The sequence below is a fragment of the Pseudomonas sp. AL 58 genome (assembly GCF_036348395.1).
GTDB classification, from domain to species: Bacteria; Pseudomonadota; Gammaproteobacteria; order Pseudomonadales; family Pseudomonadaceae; genus Aquipseudomonas; species Aquipseudomonas defluvii.
The window spans coordinates 356,392-375,533 of the sequence record NZ_JAZBQR010000005.1 but is presented as its reverse complement, the minus strand read 5'-3'; the positions used below and the strand labels follow the sequence as shown (position 1 = coordinate 375,533).

At 61.3% G+C, this 19,142-nt stretch carries 19 protein-coding genes and 1 pseudogene; 13 read left to right on the top strand and 7 right to left on the bottom strand.

Translation table 11 applies throughout. The annotated features are described in order from the left end of the window. Entirely contained in the window at positions 1-258 is a 258-nt protein-coding gene (locus tag UIA24_RS09280; protein ID WP_330522728.1) for a DUF1652 domain-containing protein, read from the bottom strand. A gap of 303 nt (positions 259-561) precedes the next feature. Between UIA24_RS09280 and UIA24_RS09275 the strand changes: the two genes are divergently transcribed. Continuing rightward, positions 562-1,758, top strand: a complete 1,197-nt coding sequence (locus UIA24_RS09275) for a pyridoxal phosphate-dependent aminotransferase (RefSeq protein WP_330522727.1) — start codon at positions 562-564, stop codon at positions 1,756-1,758. On the opposite strand, the gene UIA24_RS09270 is transcribed toward UIA24_RS09275, so the two are convergent. Beyond that, positions 1,747-2,394 (bottom strand): DUF1345 domain-containing protein, encoded by a 648-nt coding sequence (locus tag UIA24_RS09270; RefSeq protein WP_065757873.1) that lies wholly within the window; start codon positions 2,392-2,394, stop codon positions 1,747-1,749. The genes UIA24_RS09275 and UIA24_RS09270 overlap by 12 nt on opposite strands. An 80-nt stretch (positions 2,395-2,474) precedes the next feature. Between UIA24_RS09270 and UIA24_RS09265 the strand changes: the two genes are divergently transcribed. The 3 genes and pseudogenes from UIA24_RS09265 to UIA24_RS09255 form a co-directional block, all read left to right on the top strand. Beyond that, complete coding sequence (locus UIA24_RS09265; protein WP_102052130.1) at positions 2,475-3,146, top strand: DUF3313 domain-containing protein; 672 nt, start codon at positions 2,475-2,477, stop codon at positions 3,144-3,146. 262 nt (positions 3,147-3,408) lie between these two features. After that, positions 3,409-4,254, top strand: a complete 846-nt coding sequence (locus UIA24_RS09260; RefSeq protein WP_409277229.1) for a site-specific integrase — start codon at positions 3,409-3,411, stop codon at positions 4,252-4,254. A 124-nt stretch (positions 4,255-4,378) separates the two neighbouring features. After that, a pseudogene (locus tag UIA24_RS09255) lies at positions 4,379-4,468 on the top strand (hypothetical protein); the annotation flags it as partial. On the opposite strand, the gene UIA24_RS09250 reads toward UIA24_RS09255, so the two are convergent. Then, positions 4,468-5,133 (bottom strand): HAD family hydrolase, encoded by a 666-nt coding sequence (locus tag UIA24_RS09250; RefSeq protein WP_102052132.1) that lies wholly within the window; start codon positions 5,131-5,133, stop codon positions 4,468-4,470. The pseudogene UIA24_RS09255 and the gene UIA24_RS09250 overlap by 1 nt on opposite strands. Before the next feature lie 101 nt (positions 5,134-5,234). On the opposite strand from UIA24_RS09250, the gene lexA reads away from it, so the two are divergent. The 6 genes from lexA to UIA24_RS09220 all read left to right on the top strand — a co-directional run bounded on the left by lexA (position 5,235) and on the right by UIA24_RS09220 (position 12,550). Next, on the top strand, positions 5,235-5,852 hold the full coding sequence (lexA, locus tag UIA24_RS09245) for a transcriptional repressor LexA (RefSeq protein WP_065757877.1): 618 nt from the start codon (positions 5,235-5,237) through the stop codon (positions 5,850-5,852). Further along, positions 5,852-6,469: a translesion DNA synthesis-associated protein ImuA gene (imuA, locus tag UIA24_RS09240; RefSeq protein ID WP_330522725.1), complete on the top strand. Its 618-nt coding sequence runs from the start codon at positions 5,852-5,854 to the stop codon at positions 6,467-6,469. Before lexA ends, imuA begins: the two co-directional genes overlap by 1 nt. Before the next feature lie 6 nt (positions 6,470-6,475). Further along, positions 6,476-7,891: a Y-family DNA polymerase gene (locus UIA24_RS09235; RefSeq protein WP_330522724.1), complete on the top strand. Its 1,416-nt coding sequence runs from the start codon at positions 6,476-6,478 to the stop codon at positions 7,889-7,891. After that, a complete protein-coding gene (locus tag UIA24_RS09230) occupies positions 7,867-10,965 on the top strand; it encodes an error-prone DNA polymerase (protein WP_330522722.1) in 3,099 nt (1,032 codons plus the stop codon). The genes UIA24_RS09235 and UIA24_RS09230 overlap by 25 nt, the downstream gene beginning before the upstream one ends. A gap of 193 nt (positions 10,966-11,158) precedes the next feature. Beyond that, complete coding sequence (locus UIA24_RS09225) at positions 11,159-11,857, top strand: CoA transferase subunit A (RefSeq protein ID WP_330522721.1); 699 nt, start codon at positions 11,159-11,161, stop codon at positions 11,855-11,857. 36 nt (positions 11,858-11,893) lie between these two features. Beyond that, positions 11,894-12,550, top strand: a complete 657-nt coding sequence (locus UIA24_RS09220) for a CoA transferase subunit B (protein ID WP_065757882.1) — start codon at positions 11,894-11,896, stop codon at positions 12,548-12,550. A gap of 89 nt (positions 12,551-12,639) precedes the next feature. On the opposite strand, the gene UIA24_RS09215 is transcribed toward UIA24_RS09220, so the two are convergent. Together UIA24_RS09215 and UIA24_RS09210 are read right to left on the bottom strand one after the other, a co-directional pair. Further along, positions 12,640-13,524, bottom strand: coding sequence for a dihydrodipicolinate synthase family protein (locus UIA24_RS09215; RefSeq protein WP_330522720.1), 885 nt, complete (start codon positions 13,522-13,524; stop codon positions 12,640-12,642). 25 nt (positions 13,525-13,549) lie between these two features. Beyond that, on the bottom strand, positions 13,550-14,332 hold the full coding sequence (locus tag UIA24_RS09210) for an aldolase (protein WP_065757884.1): 783 nt from the start codon (positions 14,330-14,332) through the stop codon (positions 13,550-13,552). Positions 14,333-14,492: 160 nt separating this feature from the next. Here UIA24_RS09210 and UIA24_RS09205 point away from each other — a divergent pair, with 160 nt between their 5' ends. Both UIA24_RS09205 and UIA24_RS09200 read left to right on the top strand, forming a co-directional pair. Beyond that, a complete protein-coding gene (locus tag UIA24_RS09205) occupies positions 14,493-15,035 on the top strand; it encodes a helix-turn-helix domain-containing protein (RefSeq protein ID WP_065757885.1) in 543 nt (180 codons plus the stop codon). Positions 15,036-15,061: 26 nt separating this feature from the next. Continuing rightward, a complete protein-coding gene (locus UIA24_RS09200) occupies positions 15,062-15,847 on the top strand; it encodes an AraC family transcriptional regulator (RefSeq protein WP_102052137.1) in 786 nt (261 codons plus the stop codon). On the opposite strand, the gene UIA24_RS09195 is transcribed toward UIA24_RS09200, so the two are convergent. Then, entirely contained in the window at positions 15,836-16,423 is a 588-nt protein-coding gene (locus UIA24_RS09195; protein WP_330522719.1) for a LysE family translocator, read from the bottom strand. The two genes, UIA24_RS09200 and UIA24_RS09195, sit on opposite strands and share 12 nt — an antisense overlap. A gap of 272 nt (positions 16,424-16,695) precedes the next feature. On the opposite strand from UIA24_RS09195, the gene UIA24_RS09190 reads away from it, so the two are divergent. Beyond that, a complete protein-coding gene (locus tag UIA24_RS09190; RefSeq protein WP_330522718.1) occupies positions 16,696-18,267 on the top strand; it encodes a TerC family protein in 1,572 nt (523 codons plus the stop codon). Here the strand turns inward: UIA24_RS09190 and rarD are convergent. Continuing rightward, a complete protein-coding gene (rarD, locus tag UIA24_RS09185; RefSeq protein WP_102052139.1) occupies positions 18,230-19,117 on the bottom strand; it encodes an EamA family transporter RarD in 888 nt (295 codons plus the stop codon). The genes UIA24_RS09190 and rarD overlap by 38 nt on opposite strands. Between the last annotated feature and the right edge of the window lie 25 nt (positions 19,118-19,142).

The following is a 19,142-nucleotide window of genomic DNA, read 5'->3' as shown; positions in this document are numbered from 1 at the left end:
TCATGCCGAGTGCAAGGTGCTGGACGGTGCAAAGGCATCGAGCTTGGCCTCCACGGCCTCGATGATCAACTCGACATCAGTAGCCTGCATCACGGTGGCGCAAGGAATGCCGGTAATTGCCAGCAAGGTTTCGCCCGTGGCGCGGTCAAACAGGCGGGCTACCATGCTGCTGGGCGCATTCATGCTTGCCTCAAAGCCTAATGGATGGAAATGCCAACGCATTACCTGACAGGCGTTTGGAAACGTCAGTTTGCTCATGCTGGTCTCCTTGATTTTCAGCGTCACACGGTGTGTTGGCTATTTCTCAGGGTACAGCGCGTCCCTAACCATAGCATTCACTGGGACGTTGTCCGGGACCTGAACGCGGTTTATCACCGGTTTTTTGACCCTGGTCATGGCCCTTCGTTCGGATAGTTTTTCAACGCAAACGTTTGTCTTTGGGGGTTGAGCCGCCAGGCACACGGCATTCTGCTATTTTTACCGGCAGTCGGCTGGGATGCCCGCCTGGAGGTTTCTGACCAGCGGTACGCCCGAGGTGTGCCATCAGTCAAGGAGCCTTCCATGCAGTATTCAACCCTGACCCAACGTATAGCCGGTGATGGTGCTGCCGTCTGGAACATTCATTACCGAGCCTTGGAACTGCAGCAGCAAGGCCGTGACATTTTGTTGCTGTCGGTTGGCGACCCTGATTTCGACACACCGAAGTCGATTGTCCAGGCGGCGGTCGACAGCCTCGCAGCAGGCGACACTCATTATTCGGATGTGCGTGGCAGCCTGGCCTTGCGCCAGGCCATTGCCCGCCGACACGCACGGCTCAGCGGGCGAGCGGTGGATGCGCAAGAAGTCGTCGTGCTGGCCGGAGCACAGTGTGCACTGTACGGCGTGGCCCAATGCGTGTTCGATCCCGGGGATGAGGTGATTGTCGCCGAACCCATGTATGTCACCTATGACGCGGTGTTCGGTGCTTGTGGGGCCAAGGTGGTGCCCGTCGCGGTCAAGCCTGAAAAGGGGTTTTGTATTGAGCCGGCGGATGTCCGGGCGTTGATCACCCCGCGCACGCGTGCCCTGCTCATCAATAGCCCGCACAACCCTTCAGGCGCCAGCCTGCCACGGGCCACATGGGAGCGCCTGGCGCGGCTGTGTATTGAGCATGACTTGTGGCTGATCTCCGACGAGGTCTATAGCGAATTGCTGTATGACGGCGAACATGTCAGCCCGGCGAGCCTGCCGGGTATGGCTGAGCGTTGTGTGACAATCAACAGCCTCTCCAAGTCCCATGCCATGTCCGGTTGGCGGGTAGGGTGGATGATCGGTCCGCCAGCCCTGGCCGATCACTTGACGCACTTGGCCCTGTGCATGCTCTATGGCCTGCCGGACTTCATCCAGAATGCGGCTCGGGTGGCCCTGGAGCACGAACTGCCAGAGCTTGTGCAGATGCGCGAAGCCTACCGCGAGCGGCGTGACCGGGTGTGCACTAGCCTGGAAGGCTGTGCGGGAATCCGTGTGCACAAGCCGGATGGCGGCATGTTCGTGATGATCGATATCCGTGAAACCGGCTTGAGTGCACGGGCCTTCGCTGAGCGCCTGCTGGAGGAGCATGGTGTGGCGGTGTTGCCCGGCGATGCATTCGGCCCCAGTGCCGCCGGGCATCTGCGCCTGGGCCTGGTACTGGACAGTCAACGACTGGTGTTGGCCTGCCAGCGCATTGCCCGCTGTGCGGTGCAAGCGCTTGAGGGGCAGGGCCCGTCAGCTCAGTAAGCCGGCAGCAATATTGATCGTGAAACCCAGGATGGCCGTGTTGAAGAGAAAGCCGATCAGTGAGTGCGCCAATACCACGCGGCGCAGCTCACGCCCGGCGACGCCGACATCGGCGGTTTGTACGGCCACGCTCAGGGTGAATGAGAAATAGTGGAAGTCCCAGTAATCGGGGTTGCATTCGCCATCGGCAAAACGCAACAAGGGTGCCTTTGCCTCATCGGTGTAGAACAGCCGCGCATAGTGCAGACTGAAGACAGTGCCGATCAACAGCCATGAACCGCTTACGGTGAGCCCGGTGAAGGCATAGCGCAACAGCTGTTGGCCATTCTCCAGGCCCCGGCTGCCGACCAGTTCGAGGGTGACGGCGGCCAGGCTGGCGATGGCGGCGATACTCACGGTGAACAGTACCAACCCGGCATTTTCGTCTTCGATGCTGGCCACCTTGCGAACCCGTTCCGGGTTGGCTCGCAGGGTCAGCCAGAGCACCAGTGCCAGGTAGAACCAGACACCGATGTTCCAGCCAATCAAGATGTGCTGGATCAGGTCATGTGCGGGAATCAGTATGCCTGCAATAGCGCCCAGTAGAGCCGCTGCGCTCAAGCGTGGATGAGTGTGTGCCAGTTTGTGAAATGCCATGCTGCCTCGTTTTGTTGGATGCCTGCGCAACTCTAGCCTATACCTACAGAGCCTTCCTTTGCGCGCCATGGAGCGAGAGCATGAAAAGAGCGTTGATCGTCGGTACGCTGTGCCTGAGCGGGCTTGTTCTGTCCGGCTGTTCGAGCAAAGTCGTCGAACCGGAGCAATATTCCGGTTTTCTCAGGGATTACAGCCGTTTGACTGAGAACACATCGCCTTCCGGGGCAACGGTGATGCGCTGGGTGGACCCTGACCTGAAGGTTGGCCGTTACACGAGCGTCTACATCGAGCCCAGCCAGTTCTACCCCAAGCCACAGGCGACCGAGCGTATACCGCAAAGTACCCTGCAAGGGATTACCCGCTACTATGACGCAGCACTCAAGCGAGAAATCAGCAAATCGATGCCGCTTGCCAAGGGGCCTGGCCCAGGAACTATTGTCGTCAGGCCGGCAATCACTGCGGTCAGCAGCAAGACCGAAGGCTTGAAACCGTATGAAGTGATTCCGATCGCCTTGGTGGCTGCTGCCGTGAGTACCGCTTCGGGAATCCGTGACCAGGAAACCGAGATCGCCACCGAAGCGGCATTTCTCGACGGGGGCAATAACAAGGTACTGGCTCAGGTCGTGCGCAAGGGCAGCGGCAAACCCCTGGAGAATGAAAAACAGGTATTGGTCCCGGACGATGTCAAGGTCGTACTGGATACGTGGGCCTCGGATATGAACCTGTCGTTCCAGAAACTCAAGTCCCATTAGGTTTGTTGGTTTGTCCTGAGGCCGACTGCTCGACCGGGGTATCGGTTTCCATGATGGGAGGGCTTGTCGGCTATTGGCAGCAGCGTTACGCGGGATGAGTTACCATCCGCCCGGTGCCAGGTCAAAATGCTTGGCAATCAATGACCTGGCTCTGGCCTCGGACCATGCTGGCGCTGCTACAGGACCTCCCGTTTTGCCCGATTCACTGCACAACCCGCTGCTGCAATACCTTGCGCGTCTGGCGCCTTCCAGCCAGTTGACCATGAAGTACGTCCTGCAGGATGCTGCCGACCGGCTCGGCTTTGAGGATTGCGACATTGCCGAGGTACCCTGGCACCTGCTCGACCCCGCACATGTCACCGCGCTGGTGGCGGCGCTGCGTGCCGACGGTTTTACCCCCAACACCTCATCGCTGTATGTCAATGCGGTACGGGGCGTCATGAACGAGGCCTGGCGGTTGAGCCTGATCAGCCACGAACAGCTGCTGAAAATTCGCACGGTGAAAGCCACCCAGGGTGTACGCCTGCCCGTGGGGCGTAACCTCAAGCGCAGCCTGATACGCGAGCTCATGGAGGTGTGCGCCGCTGACCCACGCCCACAAGGGTTACGTGATGCAGCGGTAATTGCCTTGCTCTATGGCACAGGGATGCGCAAGTCCGAGTCGGTCGATCTGAAACTCTCGCAGATCGACTTTTCCGAGCGCAGCCTGCAGGTGCTGGGCAAAGGCAACAAACAACTGATCAAGTATGCGCCGGCCTGGGCGTTCGACAGGCTCAATGCCTGGTTGGCCTTTCGTCGCTCGCAACTGCCGGAAGGGCAGGCCGATGACGACTTCCTGTTCAACCGCATACGACGTGGCAGCCATATCACCCGCGAACGTATCACCAAGCATGCGATCTATTACATCGCCCGCCAGCGGGGGCAGCAGGTCGGGGTGAAGATCATGCCCCACGATTTTCGCCGCTCGTTCATTACCCGGGTGATCGAAGAGCACGATCTGTCGATTGCCCAGAAGCTTGCGCACCACAGCAACATCCAGACCACTGCCAACTATGACATGCGCGACGACAACGAGCGGCGGCGGGCGGTGGATCGTTTTGATATGTAGCGGTCGGTGTCGCGGGCTTCCTGGCCAGTGAATGCTCGAGGCCAGCTCGAAGATCGGTATGTACATCAGGATCACGTCGAGCAACCTTCGGCTATCTGCGCACTGGCGCGTCCTGTGCAACGATGGCTGCGCGTGTGGCAGCGGGGCGTTCTGTACCGGCCCTCGGGGTGGTGTGTATTGCCTGACGCCAAGTGGCAAGAAAAGCTACCGGCGTCACTGGGCCTGGTTGGACATCCCGTCAATCAATGCCCACAAGCGGGCATCGGTGAAGTCCTCCACCACCAGTTGCGCGCCAGCGGCTAGCAGCACCTCTGGCCGTTGGCTGGTGCTCAGGCCAACAGTGAAAATGCCGGCCTTGCTGGCTGCCGTTACCCCAGGAATCGAGTCTTCGAACGCCAATGCGTATTCGGCGCGCGCGTGCAGGCGCTCAAGGCCGGTGAGATAGGGCAGGGGGTCGGGCTTGGCGCAGGGCAGCTCTTCGGCCACCAGGATATGTCGAAAACGCCCGGCCATACCCATGGCGGCGAGCATGTGCTCGGCATTGGCCCGTGGTGCATTGGTGACGACGGCCATGCCCAGGCCGGCAGCCTCGCCATGTGCAAGCAGGCGCGACAGACCGGGTGTCGGTTGCAGGCGCGGCGACAAGGCGCGAAAGCGCTCCTCCTTGCGCTCGGCGAAGGCCCGGTGCTCGGCAACCGAGCGTTCCGGGAACAGGTAGCGGCACAAATCGGCATTGGCTCGGCCACTGACATGCGCATCGAACTCTTCTTCGGTAAAGACCCGGCCTTCTTCGAGCAACAACTGCTGCATGGCCAGCAAGTGCAGCTTGTCGGTATCGGTCAGGGTGCCGTCGAGGTCGAACAGCAGGGCATTGAGCATGGTGGGTTTCCGCTACAGGTCTGATGGCGACGATCATAACGGACTCATTTCGCCTTGGGGCGATCAATGGGGCTGGTCAGTGTTTTACGAAAAGAGTACAAATGTACTCCATGACTAGATTATCGCCCAAACGCACCGCCATCCTGACCTTCATCCGTGAACGCATTGCCGAGCACGGTCAGCCACCGAGCCTGGCCGATATCGCCCAGGCCTTTGGTTTTGCTTCGCGCAGTGTGGCGCGTAAACACATTCAGGCCCTCTGCGAGGCGGGGCTGATCGAGGTCACGCCGAACCAGGCACGCGGTATCCGCCTGGCCGGTGTGTTGCGTCGGCCCGAGGTGCTGGAAATTCCGGTGCTGGGGCAGGTGGCGGCCGGGCGACCGATTGGCCCGGATATCGATATTCATGAGCAATTGCTGCTGGACCCGCAGTTGTTCAGCCGTACCCCGGACTACCTGCTCAAGGTGCGTGGTGACTCGATGATTGACGACGGTATCTTCGATGGCGATTTGGTCGGCATCAAACAACAAGCCGATGCCCGTGACGGGCAGATCGTGGTTGCCCGCCTGGACGGTGAGGTGACCATCAAGCGCTTCCAGCGTGCCGATGGGCATTACCGCCTGTTGCCACGTAACCCGGCCTATGCGCCGATTGACGTTGGCCCCGAACATGAGCTGGTGATCGAAGGTGTGTTCTGCGGCCTGCTGAGGCGTGGCTAATGGGTGCCGTCGTCAGTCTCGACGGGCTGCTGGACACGCGCCAGGTCTGGAAAGGGCGGCCGGTTGCCCCGCCGCGTGAGGTACAACCCACCGGGCATGCGCCGCTGGATGCAGCCTTGCCCGATACTGGCTGGCCGTCCGGGGCGCTGACCGAAGTGCTGCTGGCGAGCGCTGGCAGTGGCGAGCTGCAGTTGCTCTGGCCGAGCCTGGCGCGCTTGACCACAGGCGGCGAGCGGGTGGTGCTGGTAGCGCCACCCTATATCCCGTATGCCCCTGCCTGGCAGGCCGCTGGTGTCGACTTGCGCTGGCTGTCGCTGGTGCAGGCCGACCCGAGCGAGGCACTCTGGGCCACCGAGCAATGCTTGCGCTCGGGCAGTTGCGCCGCAGTGCTGTGTTGGCCGCAGCATGCCGATGATCGAGCCCTGCGCCGTTTGCAGGTCGCTGCCGAAACGGGCCAGGCCCTGGCCTTCGCCTGTCGCCCTCAACACGCGGCGTTGAACCCTTCACCGGCGGCCTTGCGTATTGCCGTCGATTGCCAGCCAGCGCAGTGGCGGGTGCTCAAGTGCCGTGGCGGACGGGCTCCGGCAGCCCCCATTGCTGCGTGCTGGCGAGGCTGATGCAGCATGCTCTGGGCCTGTATCCTGCTGCCGCAGCTGGCACTCGATGGTGTACTGCGCGGGCGTAATGATCCCGACGCACCGTTGGTATTGATCAGCGGTCCTAGCCAGCGCCGGGTGTTGCAGGCCGTCAACCCGGCGGCCCATGCCCTTGGCTTGCGTGCGGGGCAAACGCTGAGTACAGCGCAAGCCCTGGCCCAGGGGTTTACGTGTGTTGAGCATGACCCCGCAGCCACGGAACACTTGCAGCAATTGCTTGCGGCCTGGGCGTACCGCTTCAGCTCGCAGGTCAGCCTGGATTACCCCCGAGCCCTGTTGCTGGAGGTCGAGTCCAGCCTGGGGCTGTTCGGGCCCTGGCCTGTGTTTGAGGCGCGCTTGCGTGAGGAGTTGACGGCCCTCGGTTTTCGCCATCGGATCGTGCTGGCCAGCAACCCGGTAGCCGCTCGGATGCTTGCCAATGGGCATGACGGGCTGGCCGCTTTCTGCCCCGAACAAACCCGCGCCGCCTTGGTGCGGATGCCCGTTGAGCGTATCGGTCTAGCGCCGGACGCCGCCACGGCGCTTGTGCGCATGGGGTTGCGCCGCCTGGATCAGGTGCTGGCGCTGCCGCGTGATGCGTTGGCCCGACGTTTCGCCGCACCGGTGCAGTTGCATCTGGATCGGCTGCTGGGTCTGCGGGCCATGGCATTGACGTGCTACATGCCGGCAGACTGTTTCGATGCGCGGCTGGAGCTGAATTTCGATGTTGAATCCCATCAGGCGCTGTTGTTTCCCTTGCGCCGGTTGATCAACGATCTGGCGGTGTTCCTGGTCGGACGGGATGTGGGGGTTCAGCGCTTTACGCTGCACCTGGAGCATGCCGAGGTCGAAGACACCCGCGTGGTGGTCGGCTTGCTGGCGGCTGAGCGTGAGGCGGGCATGTTGTTCGAGCTGGCCCGTGGGCGGCTGGAGGCGCTGCAGCTTGCGGCCCCTGTGCGTAATCTGCGTTTGCTGGCTGAGGATTTGCCACGTTTCGTACCGCCGCTGGCAGAGCTTTTCGAAGCCCGGCCGCAGCAGTACCAGCCATGGGAGCAGTTGCGCGAGCGGTTGCGTGCGCGCCTTGGTGATGACGCCGTAGGGACGCTGCAGGTGCAGGCTGACCACCGTCCCGAGTGCGCCTGGTACTCAGGGGAAGGGCGTTCGGCTGACGTGTCGCTGCCGGCTGCACCGCGTCCTGGCTGGTTGTTGGCCGAGCCGCAAGCGTTGCTGCCTGAGGGTTTGCAGGTGTTGGCCGGGCCTGAACGTATCGAGTCCGGTTGGTGGGACGGTGACGATATACGCCGTGACTATTACCTGATTGAAACCGCCAGCGGCCAGCGCGGCTGGGCCTACCGCAATGTCGGCGACAGTCGCGTGCTGTGGTTGCAAGGCTGGTTCGCATGAGCGTTGCTTATGCCGAACTGCACTGCCTGTCGAACTTCAGTTTCCAGCGCGGCGCCTCCAGTGCGCAGGAGCTGTTCGCGCGTGCTCGCCAGCAAGGTTACCAGGCTCTGGCGATCACTGATGAATGTACCTTGGCCGGTATTGTGCGGGCCTGGCAGGCGGCGAAGGACAGTGGCCTCCCACTGATCATTGGCAGCGAAATACGCCTGGAAAATGGCCCGAAACTGGTGCTGTTGGTGGAGGACCTATGTGGTTATCAGCACCTGTGCAGGCTGATCACCCTGGGGCGTCGTCGGGCAAAGAAGGGCGAGTACTGCCTGTACCGCGATGACTTCAACAGCCCTTTCCCGGGGCTGCTGGCGTTGTGGGTACCGGATGACGAGCGTGACGCCAGTAACGGCCACTGGTTGCGTGAAGTGTTTGCTGAGCGCCTGTGGCTGGCGGTGCAGTTGCACCGTGGCCCGGATGACCGCCAGCGGCTGGCGAACCTGCTGGCGTTGGCCGCTGAGACCGGCATTCCTGCGGTCGCCTGTGGCGATGTGCATATGCATGCCCGTGGACGTCGGGCCTTGCAGGACTGCATGACCGCTATCCGCCATCACACGACCGTGGCCGAGGCCGGGCACCGTCTGTTCGCCAATGGCGAGCGACACTTGCGACCGTTGCAGCACCTGGCCGAGTTGTACCCACCCGAATTGCTCCAGGCCAGTGTGCAAATCGCCGAGCGCTGCCAGTTCGACCTCGGTCAATTGCGCTATCAGTACCCTCGGGAAGTGGTGCCGCACGGCCATACCTCGACCAGTTGGCTACGTCAGTTGTGCGAGCACGGTCTACGTTGGCGCTGGCCTGAGGGTGTCGACGACAAGGCCCGTGGCATGCTGGAGCATGAACTGGCCCTGATCACCGAGCTTGGTTACGAAGGGTACTTTCTCACGGTCCATGACATCGTGCGGTTTGCCCGCGAGCAGGGCATCCTCTGCCAGGGGCGGGGCTCGGCAGCCAACTCGGTGGTGTGCTTCGTGCTGGGTATCACCGAACTGGACCCCATGACCTCGCACCTGTTGTTCGAGCGTTTCCTCTCCCGCGAGCGTAACGAGCCTCCGGACATTGATGTCGATTTCGAACACGAGCGCCGCGAAGAGGTGCTGCAGTATGTGTTTCGTCGTTATGGGCGTCATCGCGCAGCGCTCACGGCCGTGGCCAGCACCTACCATGCCGCCGGTGCCGTGCGGGATATTGCTCGGGTGCTGGGGTTGCCGCCCGATCAGATCAACGCATTGGCTGATTGCTGTGGCCGTTGGAGTGACCGTGTGCCGTCGGCCGAGCACCTGCGTGAAGCGGGTTTCGACCCTGAAAGCCCGTTGTTGCACCGGGTACTGGCACTGACGGGGACCTTGATCGGCTTTCCCCGGCACTTGTCCCAGCACCCGGGCGGTTTTGTCATTTCCGAGCAGCCATTGGACAGCCTGGTGCCGGTGGAGAACGCGGCCATGGAAGACCGTACGGTGATCCAGTGGGACAAGGACGACCTCGACCTGGTCGGGTTGCTCAAGGTCGATATCCTGGCCTTGGGCATGCTCAGCGCCTTGCGTCGGTGTTTTGACCTGCTTGAGCGCCATCGTGGGCGTCGCTTGAGCATCGCCACGGTGCCTCCCGAGGATGCAGCGACGTATGCCATGATCGGTCGGGCCGATACCATCGGCGTGTTCCAGATCGAGTCGCGGGCGCAGATGGCCATGTTGCCGAGGCTCAAGCCGAAGACGTTCTATGACCTGGTCATTGAAGTGGCGATTGTTCGCCCCGGGCCGATTCAAGGCGATATGGTCCACCCCTACCTGCGTCGCCGCAACAACGAAGAACCTGTCGATTTTCCTTCGCCCGCGCTGGCGAAGGTGTTTGAACGCACCCTTGGCGTGCCGCTGTTCCAGGAGCAGGTCATGGAACTGGCCATCGTCGCGGCAGGCTACAGCCCGGGCGAGGCCGATCAACTGCGTCGCTCGATGGCCGCGTGGAAACGTCATGGCGGGCTGGAGCCGCACCGTGAGCGCTTGACCCGCGGCATGCTCGACAACGGTTACACCGAGGCCTTTGCTGCGCGGATCTTTGAGCAGATCAAGGGTTTTGGCAGTTACGGATTTCCCGAGTCCCATGCGGCCAGCTTTGCCTTGCTGACCTACGCCAGTTGCTGGCTCAAGTGCCATGAGCCCGCTATTTATGCCTGCGCGTTGATCAACAGTTGGCCGATGGGCTTCTATAGCCCGGACCAGATTCTTCAGGATGCGCGGCGACATGGCATCGAGATTCGCCCGGTGGATGTGTGCCACAGCAACTGGGATTGCAGCCTGGAGCCGGTCACCGATGATGCCTTGGCGATTCGTCTGGGGCTGCGTCAGGTGCGAGGCTTTCGTGAGGAAGATGGCCGGCGTATTGAGCAGGCGCGCGCCGTGAAGGCATGGGCCGATGTCAGCGATCTGAGCCTGCGGGCCGGTCTGGATGCACGCGCACGTGAGTTGCTGGCCGATGCCGGAGCCTTGCAGGGGCTGGTCGGGCACCGTTACCAGGCACGCTGGGAAGTGGCGGCGGTTCAGGCCCAGTTGCCGTTGTTCGCCGGGCTGGCGGCGCCTTCAGACGAGGCGGTGGCCTTGCCCGCGCCAACCTTGGGTGAGGACCTGTTCGCCGACTACAGCAGCACCGGCACGACCCTGGGGCCGCATCCATTGGCCTTGCTGCGGCGTCGCCTCGAAGGCCTGGGTTGTCGCAGTTCGCAGCGGCTGGTCGAGTTGGCTCATGCTGACAAGGTCAGCGTCGCCGGTATTGTCATCGGACGACAACGACCGCAGACCGCCAGTGGGGTGACTTTCGTCACCCTGGAGGATGAGTTCGGCATGATCAATGTGGTGGTCTGGCGCACGCTGGCCGAGCGTCAGCGCCGCATCTTGGTGGGGGCACTGCTGTTGCGGGTGGTGGGGCGGCTGGAGTGCGAGAGTGGGGTGCGCCATGTGATTGCCCGACGCCTTGAAGACCTCAGCCCGCTGTTGAGCGGGCTGGACGTGCGCAGCCGGGACTTTCATTGATGTTTCAGCGCGTCGCCCAGCGCCGCTTGCGGGTCGATGCCTGCGCAGTAAGCGGTAGAGGGTCTATTGTTTTTTAAAACCAATTAATCAATGAAAAAAACAAAATTAACAAATGAGTCAGGAGGGGTGAAGATGGCCCAGACGCTCCTCCGACACCTGAGGTCGGTTCTACAACTACAAAAGGCGGATCAGCATGGCCGGACTGGACAAGCGCGTAGCAACCTATGAAGAGGCCCTCGAAGGCCTGACCGACAACATGACGGTACTGGCCGGCGGTTTCGGCCTGTGCGGCATCCCGGAAAACCTTATCGCTGAAATCAAGCGCCGTGGCGTCAAGGGCCTGACCGTTGTCTCCAACAACTGCGGTGTCGATGGCTTTGGCCTGGGTGTGCTGCTGGAGCAGCACCAGATCCGCAAGATGGTTGCTTCCTACGTTGGAGAAAACGCCGAATTCGAACGCCAGTTGCTCAGCGGCGAACTGGAAGTGGAATTGACCCCGCAAGGCACCCTGGCGGAAAAAATGCGCGCTGGCGGTGCGGGTATCCCGGCGTTCTATACCGCCACCGGTTACGGCACCCCGGTTGCCGAAGGCAAGGAAGTGCGCGAGTTCAATGGGCGCAAGTACATCATGGAAGAAGCCATTACCGGCGACTTCGCCATCGTCAAGGGCTGGAAGGCCGATCACTACGGTAACGTGGTCTACCGCAACACCGCACAGAACTTCAACCCGCTGGTCGCTACGGCCGGGAAGATCACCGTGGTCGAAGTCGAAGAAATCGTCGAGCCAGGTGTCCTGCTGCCCAGCGAGATCCATACCCCAGGCATCTATGTCGACCGGGTAATCGTCGGCACCTTCGAGAAGCGCATCGAGAAGCGCACCGTCAAAGCCTGACCCGCCCCCGCACAGAACAACAAAGAGATCCTGACCATGGCACTTACCCGCGAACAAATGGCCCAGCGCGTCGCCCGCGAACTCAAGGACGGCTACTACGTGAACCTGGGCATCGGTATTCCGACCCTGGTGGCCAACTATGTCCCGGCCGATATGGACGTGATGCTGCAATCGGAAAACGGCCTGCTCGGCATGGGTGAATTCCCGACCGAAGCACAACTGGATGCCGACATGATCAACGCCGGCAAGCAGACCGTAACGGCGCGCCGCGGCGCTTCGATTTTCAACTCTGCCGAGTCCTTCGCCATGATCCGTGGCGGCCACGTCGACTTGACCGTACTGGGCGCTTTCGAGGTGGACGTGGAGGGCAACATCGCCTCCTGGATGATCCCGGGCAAACTGGTCAAGGGCATGGGCGGGGCGATGGACCTGGTGGCCGGTGCCGACAACATCATTGTCACCATGACCCACGCCTCCAAGGATGGCGAGTCCAAATTGCTGTCGCGCTGCAGCCTGCCGCTGACCGGTGCGGGCTGCATCCGCAAGGTACTCACCGACCTGGCTTACCTGGAGATCGAGAACGGTGCGTTCATCCTGCGCGAGACCGCTCCGGGCGTCAGCGTCGAGGAAATCATCGAGAAAACGGCCGGCAAGCTGATCGTCGCGGACGATGTGAAGGAAATGACCTTCTAAGCAGTCGTTTTTATCTTGACCGTACCGGGCCTGTCGCCCGCAAGACGGGTTCCTGCAAAGAGCGGAGCCTGCCTTGCGGGCGGGCATTGTCAGATCAGTTGATCCAGCAACGCCTGCAACTGCATACGGCCAGTTTCATTCAGCCCGAACACCGGGCGACGCGGCTCGCCCACGGGCAGGCCGGTTAGCGCCAGGCCGGCCTTGATGGTTGCCGGCAAGCCACCCTTGAGAATGAAGTCGAGCAATGGCAACTGTTGGTAGAACAGTGCTTTTGCGCGCTCCAGATCGTTGGCTTGTACTGCCTGATAAAGGGCCAGGTTAAGTGCCGGAATCAGGTTGGCGGCGGCAGTACACCAGCCTGTCGCGCCTGCCACGAATGCTTCCAGCGCCAGTGGGTTGCAGCCGTTGTAGAACGGCACCTGGCCTTCGCCGAGCACCTGCAGTTTGTGCATGCGCTGGATATCGCCAGTGCTCTCCTTGACCATGGTCACGTTCTCCACCGTCTTGACGATGCGCAGAATCAGCTCCACCGACATGTCGGTGCCGCTGGTGGCCGGGTTGTTGTAGAGCATGATCGGCACACCAATGCTGTCGCCAATGGCCTGGTAGTGCTGGAGAATCTCCGCTTCACTGAGTTTCCAGTACGCGGTCGGCAACACCATGACCGCATCGGCGCCCAGGCGTTCGGCCAGTCGCGCACGGCGTATGGCGCCGGCAGTGGTCAGGTCGGAAACACTGACGACCGTGGGGACGCGGCCGGCGATGTGCGCCAGGCTGAACTCCGCCACCTGATCCCATTCGTGATCACTGAGGTAGGCGCCTTCGCCAGTGCTGCCCAAGGGCGCGATAGCGTGAGCGCCGCCTTCGACCAGACGATCGATAGAACGACCCAGCGCGGGCAGATCAAGGCCTTCGCCGTCTGCGGTGAAGGGCGTGATGGTGTAGCCGATGATGCCGTGAATTGCGGTGGACATGGACGAGGCTCCGATAAGAATGTGATCAGTTCAGGCAGTCGGCGTGCTGGCGCAGGCTTTGCCGGGCATAGTAGTTGAAGGCGGCAACGTGGCGCTTGGGGCGGGCGATCCAGTCATGGGCTTCACGACCCAGTGCCGGCTCGATCGGTTTGATCTGCCCTGCGGCCATGGCCAGTAACTGCAGCTTGGCGGCACGCTCGATCAGCTGTGCTATCACGCAGGCCTCTTCAACACTGGCGCCTGTCGCCAATTGGCCGTGATGCGAGAGCAACAGCGCCCGCTTGTCACCCAGTGCGGCGCTGATGATTTCGCCTTCTTCGTTGCCCACCGGTACCCCGGGCCAGGCCTCCAGGAACGCGCAGTCTTCGTACAGCGGGCAGAGGTCCATATGGGAGACCTGCAGGGGAACCTCCAGCATCGACAAGGCCGCGACATGGGTCGGGTGGGTGTGAATGATGCAATTGACGTCCGGGCGAGCACGGTACACCCAGCTATGGAAGCGGTTGGCCGGGTTGGGCATACCATCGCCTTCGAGCACTTCAAGGTCCTCATTGACCAGCAACAGGTTGCTGGCCGTGATTTCATCGAAGCCCAGGCCCAACTGTTGGGTGTAATAGGTCCCGGGCTGCGGGCCACGTGCAGTGATTTGCCCGGCCAGACCGGAGTCGTGGCCATGTTCAAAGAGAATCCGGCAGGTGAGGGCCAGCTTTTCTCGGGTAGTCCACGTATTATCGGCAAGCGAGCCTTGCATATGCGCAAGGGCCTGCTTGATCAATTGATCCTTGGGCAGTGTTAATGTCTTGGCCATGGAGATGTCCTGTGCAGTAGTCATGGGTGTCAGGGAGGTATGTCGCCGGGTTGCTGGGAGGTGGCGCGGCGACACGCGTATGACACAAAAGATGCTATATGACACAAAGTGTCATTGGCAAGGCAAAATCGCACACGCCTGTGGGGATCTACGGCTTCGCATGTCTATCCGATTGAAATTATTGAGAAAAAAATTGGGGATAACGCTGGAGGCGCTGGCTGAAAAAGCCGGTATGACCAAGAGCTACTTGTCCAAGGTCGAGCGTGGCCTGAACACCCCTTCGATTGCCGCTGCCTTGAAACTGGCCAGTGCGTTGAACGTCAAGGTTGAGGAGTTGTTTGCCGCCGACACGCCAACGCAAGAGCGTTATAGCCTGGTGCGCAGCCACCAGCGCCAGTTGCTGCCAGGTGCCCGCGAGGTCTCCGGCTATGCCGTTCTTGCCAGCCAGATCAGCCATCGCAGCCTGTTGCCGTTCATGCTCAGCCCGCCAAGCGAGTTCAGCGATTCAACGTTCAAGGAGCATGAGGGCGAAGAATTCCTGTTTGTTCATGAGGGCCAGGTAGAAGTTGACTTCATGAACGAGCGGGTCATTCTAGAGCGCGGTGATGCGCTGTATTTCAACGCACAGACACCGCATCGATTGCGCTCGCTGGGGCCACAACCCGCGCAGTTGCTGGTGGTGGTGCATGAGATGAACGGGTAGACGAGCCTTCAGGACCTGAGCCAGCCATGAGCATTCATTCACAATTCTGGCGTGACCCGGCCTTGCCCTTCATTGAGGCCCGCAGCGTGGAAGACGGACGCAAGGTCTGTTATGCGCGACATTCCCACGCCGGCTTTTCCATCGGTGCCGTCACGGCGGGGCGCAGCACCTACCTGAACGGTGATCACTGGCACGAGATCAGCGCAGGCACGGTGGTCATGATGAACCCGGGTACGGTGCATGCCTGCAACCCGATTGCCGATCAGCCCTGGTCCTACCTCATGCTGTATGTCGATACCCCCTGGCTTGAGCGATTGGGATTTCAGCCATTGGCGGCGACCCATACCACGTCGGTACAGGTGTACAGCGAGCTCTTGAGGCTGTATGCGTGGCTGGTTGATCCAGCACGCAGCCCCCAGGAGAAGGCCGCGGCAGCAGAGGCATTCTTTGTCCAACTGCTGGATCAATTGGGGCCCGTTTGGGTCGAGCCAGCGCAGGGCAACCAGCGTCTGGAGCGTGCCGCCGACTATATTCGCCAGCACTGCACCGAGCCGCTGAAACTGGAGGACATCTGTCAGGCCGCCGGGCTATCGGCGTCTTACCTGATTCGGGCCTTCAAGCAGCATTACGGCCTGACGCCTCACGGCTACTTGCTTGACCATCGCATCCAGTATGCCCGGGCGCAGTTGCGTCGGGGGCGGCTGATTGCCGAGGTGGCCGCCGACGCCGGATTTGCCGATCAGGCCCACCTGCAGCGGGCTTTCAAGCAGCACCTGGCCGCCACGCCCGGGCACTACCGTTCAGCCGAGTAACAGGTAGATCGCGCTGGCCACTAACAACAGCGCCAGGCTGCGATTGAACAGGCGCATGCGTCGAGGGTTGTTCAGGTAGTGGCTGATGACACTACCGGCCCAGGCCCAACTGGCGACAGACAGATAACAGATCACGAAATACAACCCGGTGAACTGCCACAGCAGGCCCACCTCGCCTTCGCCGACGTACGCGCCAATACCGGCAACGCTCGCCAGCCAGGCCTTGGGGTTCAGCCATTGCAGTGTTGCCCCGTAGAGCATGGAGGGCGGCTCTTCACGGTTCCCTGCGCCAAGCTCGCCATTGTCGCTGCTCAGCTTCCAGGCCATGTAGAACAGAAACAGCACACCCCCCGCCTGCAGCAGGCGGGCCAGGCCGGGCCAGTGGCGCAACAGCTCGTGAAGGCCAAGCCCGACCAGCACCAACAGCAGGCAAAAGCCTAGCGTCGCCCCCGTGACATGCGCCAGGCTGGCGCGCAAACCATGCCGGGCTCCGGCACCGAGGGCGACGATATTGACCGGGCCGGGAGAAATCGAAGCGGCCAGCGCAAAGGCGGCCATGGATAAAATCAGGCTCATAGTGACCTTCTGGGTTAAGGGGAACGGTCACATAGCCTAAGCAGCAGGGGAGGCTGGGTATTGAAGAAAATCACCCTGGAGAGGCGTCATGGAGGAGGGCGTTACAGCTTTTGTAATAGTTTCCCGCTATATCAAGAGCACCTGACGCTTGTAGGATCGATGTCCCTTATTGATATCAAGGTTGATATGACTTCGTTCTCGGAGCCCCCCAGTAGCTGGCCGTCCTGGCCTTTCTCTCGTCCCTGTGACGCCTTGCTTGCGAGTACCTCTCCATGGAATGGCTAGCCGACCCCACGGCCTGGCTGGGCCTTGCCACGCTGATTGTCCTGGAACTGGTACTGGGCATCGACAACCTGGTATTCATCGCCATCCTTGCCGACAAACTGCCGCCGCATCAGCGTGATCGCGCGCGGGTGATTGGTTTGAGCCTGGCGCTGATCATGCGCTTGGGCCTGCTGGCCAGTATTTCCTGGATGGTGACCCTGACCGCGCCGCTGTTCGAGATTCTCGACAAGTCGTTCTCCGGGCGAGACCTGATCATGCTGTTTGGTGGTGTGTTCCTGTTGTTCAAGGCCACCATGGAGCTGCATGAGCGCCTTGAGGGGCATGTTGCCCAGACAGGCGGAACGGTTCGTCACGCGGCTTTCTGGCCCATCGTGGCGCAGATTGTGGTGCTTGACGCCGTGTTCTCGCTGGATGCCGTGATTACTGCGGTGGGTATGGTCGAGCACTTGTCGATCATGATGATCGCGGTGGTGTTCTCCATCGGCATCATGATTGTCGCCAGCAAGCCGCTGACTCGCTTCGTCAATGCCCACCCGACCGTGATCATGCTCTGCCTGGGCTTTTTGATGATGATCGGCTTCAGCCTGACGGCCGAAGGCCTGGGTTTCCACATACCCAAAGGTTACCTGTATGCCGCGATTGGTTTCTCGATTCTGATCGAAGTGTTCAACCAACTGGCCCGTGTGCGCCGCAAGCGCAGCCTGCAGCAGCACCGACCACTGCGTGAGCGCACCGCCCATGCCGTGCTGCGTCTGCTCGGCGGGCGCCGGCTTGAGGCAGACGAAGTCGGCGAGGAGATCGCCGATCTGGTCGAGGGTGGAACCGAACAGGTGCTATTCGATCGCCGCGAGCGTGTGATGATCAGTGGCGTGCTGAACCTCGCCGAGCGCCCGATCAAGACCGTGATGACGGCTCGGGCCGAGGTCGATGTCATTGACCTGGCACAATCGGCAGAGGCGATTCGCACGGCACTGATGCATTCGTCCTATTCGCGTTTGCCTTTGATTCGTGATGGGAACGTCGAAGAGCCGTTGGGTTTTGTGCACAAGAAAGAACTGCTCAAAGAGCTGCTGGCCGGCAATGAGCCAGACCTGGAGCGCCTGGCGCGCACACCGTTGCATGTGCTGGAAAGCTTCAGCGTGCTCAATGCCCTTGAGCAAATGCGCAACCAGTCGACTCACATCACCTTTGTGGTGAACGAGTTCGGCGATTTCACAGGCGTGCTGACCATGACCGACATTCTTGAGTCGATTGCCGGCGAGTTGCCGGATGCCAGTGAGATCGAGGGGCCGGACATCGTCGAAGGCCCAGAGGGGTACCTGGTCAACGGCGCCTTGAACCTGAGCCAGATTCAGGCCCGTACCGGCTTTGTAGCCAAGGCCACCGAGGATTACCAGACCCTTGCGGGCCTGGTCATGAGCCTGCTTGACCGGTTGCCGATGGTCGGCGACAAGCTGAACTGGAACGGCTGGCAGCTCACGGTGGTGGCGGTGGCCGAGCGCAGGGTGCGGCAGGTGCGCCTTACGCCAGGCGGCGACGCTGACGCAGCAGGTGCTTGATGCCCTCAAGCACCAGCACCACTACAGCCAGCCAGATCGGGATATAGGTCAGCCATTGGTCGGCGTCGATGCTTTCACCCAGCATCAGCGCTACCGCGACCAGCAATACCGGCTCGACATAGCTAAGCAGGCCGAACAGGCTGAACGCTAACAGCCGGCTGGCCAGTACGTAGCAAATCAGGGCCAGCGCGCTGATCACGCCGAGCAGCGGGATCAGCGCGTAAAGCCCCGGATGCTCAACCAGATCGGCCGCCGACAGTGGTCCCTGTACAATGAAATAGAGTGCCGCTGGCAGCAGCAGACACATGTCGGTCCACAGCCCGCCCAGGTGATCGGTGCGCAGTTTGCGCCGCAGTACGAAATACACAGGGTAGCCGCCGGCCACCAGCAGGGTCTCCCAGGCGAAGCTGCCATGTTGGTAGAGCGCGTGAGCAACACCGGCCATGGCGCAAAGCACGGCCAGTTTTTGCAGGCGTGACAGACGTTCGCCATAGACCATGCGCCCGGTCAGCACCATGCTCAGCGGCAGCAGGAAGTAGCCCAGGGAGACTTCCAGGCTACGACCGTGTAGCGGTGCCCAGAGAAACAGCCAGAGCTGCACGCCCATCAGTGCCGACGTGGCGCACAAACCCAGCAGTAACATCGGCTTCTGACGGATTCTGGCGAGTAACCCGATGACCAGTGACCAGTCCCTGGAAATCAGCATGAACAGGGTAACGCAGGGCATTGTCAGCAGTACGCGCCAGCCGAAGATCTCCTCACCGTCCAGCGGGCTGAGCAGCGAGGTGTAGAAATACATCACGGCAAACAGGAACGAAGCCATGACGGATGAAACGATACCTTTGGACAAGGGTGCCTCTAACTAACGCAAGTGA

What these genes read in the sequence shown, in the direction of transcription:
- UIA24_RS09235 (WP_330522724.1), top strand. Translation starts at nt 6,476, where the DNA reads ATGCTCTGGGCCTGTATCCTGCTGCCGCAGCTGGCACTCGATGGTGTA.
- UIA24_RS09195 (WP_330522719.1), bottom strand. Translation starts at nt 16,423, where the DNA reads ATGAGCCTGATTTTATCCATGGCCGCCTTTGCGCTGGCCGCTTCGATT.
- UIA24_RS09225 (WP_330522721.1), top strand. Translation starts at nt 11,159, where the DNA reads ATGGCCGGACTGGACAAGCGCGTAGCAACCTATGAAGAGGCCCTCGAA.
- UIA24_RS09215 (WP_330522720.1), bottom strand. Translation starts at nt 13,524, where the DNA reads ATGTCCACCGCAATTCACGGCATCATCGGCTACACCATCACGCCCTTC.
- UIA24_RS09220 (WP_065757882.1), top strand. Translation starts at nt 11,894, where the DNA reads ATGGCACTTACCCGCGAACAAATGGCCCAGCGCGTCGCCCGCGAACTC.
- UIA24_RS09275 (WP_330522727.1), top strand. Translation starts at nt 562, where the DNA reads ATGCAGTATTCAACCCTGACCCAACGTATAGCCGGTGATGGTGCTGCC.
- imuA (WP_330522725.1), top strand. Translation starts at nt 5,852, where the DNA reads ATGGGTGCCGTCGTCAGTCTCGACGGGCTGCTGGACACGCGCCAGGTC.
- lexA (WP_065757877.1), top strand. Translation starts at nt 5,235, where the DNA reads ATGTACTCCATGACTAGATTATCGCCCAAACGCACCGCCATCCTGACC.
- UIA24_RS09250 (WP_102052132.1), bottom strand. Translation starts at nt 5,133, where the DNA reads ATGCTCAATGCCCTGCTGTTCGACCTCGACGGCACCCTGACCGATACC.
- UIA24_RS09200 (WP_102052137.1), top strand. Translation starts at nt 15,062, where the DNA reads ATGAGCATTCATTCACAATTCTGGCGTGACCCGGCCTTGCCCTTCATT.
- UIA24_RS09260 (WP_409277229.1), top strand. Translation starts at nt 3,409, where the DNA reads ATGAAGTACGTCCTGCAGGATGCTGCCGACCGGCTCGGCTTTGAGGAT.
- UIA24_RS09210 (WP_065757884.1), bottom strand. Translation starts at nt 14,332, where the DNA reads ATGGCCAAGACATTAACACTGCCCAAGGATCAATTGATCAAGCAGGCC.
- UIA24_RS09280 (WP_330522728.1), bottom strand. Translation starts at nt 258, where the DNA reads ATGAGCAAACTGACGTTTCCAAACGCCTGTCAGGTAATGCGTTGGCAT.
- UIA24_RS09205 (WP_065757885.1), top strand. Translation starts at nt 14,493, where the DNA reads ATGTCTATCCGATTGAAATTATTGAGAAAAAAATTGGGGATAACGCTG.
- UIA24_RS09190 (WP_330522718.1), top strand. Translation starts at nt 16,696, where the DNA reads ATGGAATGGCTAGCCGACCCCACGGCCTGGCTGGGCCTTGCCACGCTG.
- UIA24_RS09265 (WP_102052130.1), top strand. Translation starts at nt 2,475, where the DNA reads ATGAAAAGAGCGTTGATCGTCGGTACGCTGTGCCTGAGCGGGCTTGTT.
- UIA24_RS09270 (WP_065757873.1), bottom strand. Translation starts at nt 2,394, where the DNA reads ATGGCATTTCACAAACTGGCACACACTCATCCACGCTTGAGCGCAGCG.